Source organism: Candidatus Parvarchaeota archaeon (genome assembly GCA_016866895.1).
In the GTDB taxonomy this organism is placed as follows: Archaea; Micrarchaeota; Micrarchaeia; order Anstonellales; family VGKX01; genus VGKX01.
On the sequence record VGKX01000158.1, the window covers coordinates 1 to 2757 of the forward strand.

At 46.0% G+C, this 2757-nt stretch carries 3 protein-coding genes; 1 reads left to right on the top strand and 2 read right to left on the bottom strand.

Annotation, left to right across the window (positions count from 1 at the left end; all coding sequences use genetic code 11):
* Nucleotides 1–464: 464 nt before the first annotated feature.
* A complete protein-coding gene (locus tag FJZ26_05370; GenBank protein MBM3229836.1) occupies nt 465–1082 on the bottom strand; it encodes a hypothetical protein in 618 nt (205 codons plus the stop codon).
* Between the two features lie 255 nt (nt 1083–1337).
* Here FJZ26_05370 and FJZ26_05375 point away from each other — a divergent pair, with 255 nt between their 5' ends.
* A complete protein-coding gene (locus FJZ26_05375) occupies nt 1338–1892 on the top strand; it encodes a hypothetical protein (GenBank protein ID MBM3229837.1) in 555 nt (184 codons plus the stop codon).
* A 52-nt stretch (nt 1893–1944) separates the two neighbouring features.
* On the opposite strand, the gene FJZ26_05380 is transcribed toward FJZ26_05375, so the two are convergent.
* Nucleotides 1945–2376, bottom strand: coding sequence for a hypothetical protein (locus tag FJZ26_05380; GenBank protein ID MBM3229838.1), 432 nt, complete (start codon nt 2374–2376; stop codon nt 1945–1947).
* Nucleotides 2377–2757: the final 381 nt, after the last annotated feature.

The following is a 2757-nucleotide window of genomic DNA, read 5'->3' on the forward strand; positions in this document are numbered from 1 at the left end:
CTTTGTAAGAGAATTTACGTGCAGGTCTTCTGCCATGGCCCCGTTTCTTACCAGATAGTCTCGCTTGTACCTGGTTTCCGAAAGTTTGCGCGAGAGCACCGTGTGCTCCACTAGGTCATCAACGGTTATTACAACGGTTTCTTCTCCTTCTCCCATATTTGACCCACCCTTGGCATCACTAAGGCTGCTTGCCCATATGCATTTGGATATTGGGACAGGCGCTCTAGCGCCAAACTGGATTTCCTTGGAACTGTATTGTTATTATGCGACTGCGGCTTTGTGAGCATGAACATGTCATTTTGGCAGAGTGGGTGGGGGAGGGGCGGCAAAAATAATTGTTTGTGGGAGGTCTATTTAGGCCGCCCCCGATACCCCGAAAAGAAGCGTAAAGCCCGGATGCCCCAAAAAATCACTTAAAATTGCTTTCGAGCATCCGGGTTTTGGTCGCCTTGCTTTAAGGAGCATCAACTCCGTACCCTAAAATACACTTTTCGTCCAACCTGTTGTTTTTCAAGCAGGTTGATGCTGCAAAGCCGATTGAGCCTTGCGCTTGCTGCGTTTTTTCCCTTGTATTTGAATTTTGACTGGACGTCCTCTGCGCTGACATGGCCAGAGACCTGGACAAACGATATAATCTGCGCGTCTATTTCAGGCACAAGCACCTGCTGCTGGATTTGGCCCGATGAGAGAACCTGGGCTTGTTGCACGTATGCTGAAGCAACCGGCACTTGAACGCCAAACTGTGCTTGATTTTGTTGTAAGCCTGCTGATGAAATTTGAGCCGAAGCCTGTTTTGATTGGTTTTCAAGCGCGTCAAGCCTGGACTCAATTGACTCTAGCTTGGAGAGAAGCGCCTTGAAAAGCAGGTTTGAACTTTCCCGCTCGCGGACAGTCCGGTATAGCAGTGCGCCAAACACGGTTGGGTCCTTAAATTTGGCAATTTCTGACTTGAGCTCCGCTGCAACCTCTGACTCGACTTTTGAGACTTGCTCAAAGGCAAAGCCACAATCTGCACGGGCCTTGCTTGCGCTTGCAACCTCCTGAGAAGCTTTAAATACATCCTTGCCAGAATTACTCGACATAGCATCACAGTTTCGATATCACGGTTTGTTTTATCTCAAGGGATTATCACAAACTATTGGAATTTTCCGCCCCATGTTTTGGCGCAAGAAGGGTTTGCCTCCCTGCAACCCTTATGACAGGTTCGCGATAATGCTGCAAACTTGTCATGATTGTATCATGATTATAAACAGAAAGATTTAAAAGCCTATTTTTGCTTCGACGTGAAATAAACCGCATGCAGGGGGTTTAAAAACGCCCGCACGACATAACTAACCATGACACCGGTGCAACAGCAGGCAAGCCCTGCCGACGTATTCAAGGCGTTTAAGGAAAGGGACATACGGGCATTGAGAAAGCTGAACGACAGGTTCGTTGCAGCAATGGCACTTGGATTTGAACGGAAAACCTACGACCTTGCGATAATTTCATATGTTCTTGCAAAAGTGCTTTCAAAGCCCCGCTACTGGAACAGGCCAAACATAGCAGGCTATTTTTCAGCAATCCAGGCAGGCCTTAAGGCAGCCTCCGATGCAACAAAATCAGGGGATGAAAAAAAAGCCGTGGCATCAATTGAAAATGTGATTGGGCAAATCAAGAACCTGGACGCCTCGGACAAAAGATTCACAACTGACATTCTTACAAAGGCACGGCTCAAGGCGGCAACTACAATATATGCCCAGGGCTTTTCCATTGGCAACGCCTCGCAGGCAACAGGGGTGGAAAAAAGGGAAATCATGTCCTATGCAGGAAGGACTATGATGTTTGACAGGCTAAAGCCGGAGATTACAATTAACGAGAGGCTAAAAAAGCTGAGGAAAATTCTTGGCTAGGAATTTTTGACTAGGGATAAAAGCAGTTTTGCAAAGCCAAATTGACTTAACGCTAGTCTGAAAGGGCCTGAAGCTCGTCTTCAAGCTTGTCAAGCTGCTTGTTCATCCTTTCCAAAGCTTGACGTATGCCTGAAATCTCAAAGCTTATTCTTTGCAGATAAACCTTATCTAGAATGACTGGGGCCTTTGGAACTTCAACTTCCGTCTCCACATATGTGTAGTGGGGTTGAAGCGACCCCTTAAGCTGGTCGATGGATTCCCGCACCGACGATGAGACGTCCTTTGCTTCAATTTGCTTTACCATCCTTGGCATGTTTGCCTTTGAGGAAACCACGTGCATCCCAGATGCCCTTTTCCTAGGCTGCGCTGAGTGCGGCTTTTTCTTTGGCATTGCCTTTTTTTGCGCCCTTTTTGCCAATTTTGGCTTTTTTTGGGCAGGCTTGGATTTTTTGATGCTTTTTTTGGAAGAGTTGGGCTTTTTCATTCAAACCACCATAAGGCGCTTGCAAAACAAGTCGGTTTTAGTATGTCCATATTACTTTCAAAAGATTATTCGCTTTTTTGTTTATTAACTTTGCTGAATTGTGCGCCTTGTTTGTTGCACAGGATGGTTTATAGTTGTAAGAATGGCGTTTATAGTGATACAAAAAGTAAGAAAGCGGACTAATGGCAAAATATGCTGCAAAATTGATGCCAAAAAATGCCAGAAGGCCTGGAAAAGCTGTTGGAGCCAAAAAAAGCATTAGCTTCAAGCCGGCAAAACTAAGCTGCAAACCATCAAAGCAGAGCCAATGTGGCTTCATGCCGCAAAACCATGCCACTAGAAAGAATCTTGGGAATCAGGCTTTGAGGGCTTGAAATTGGC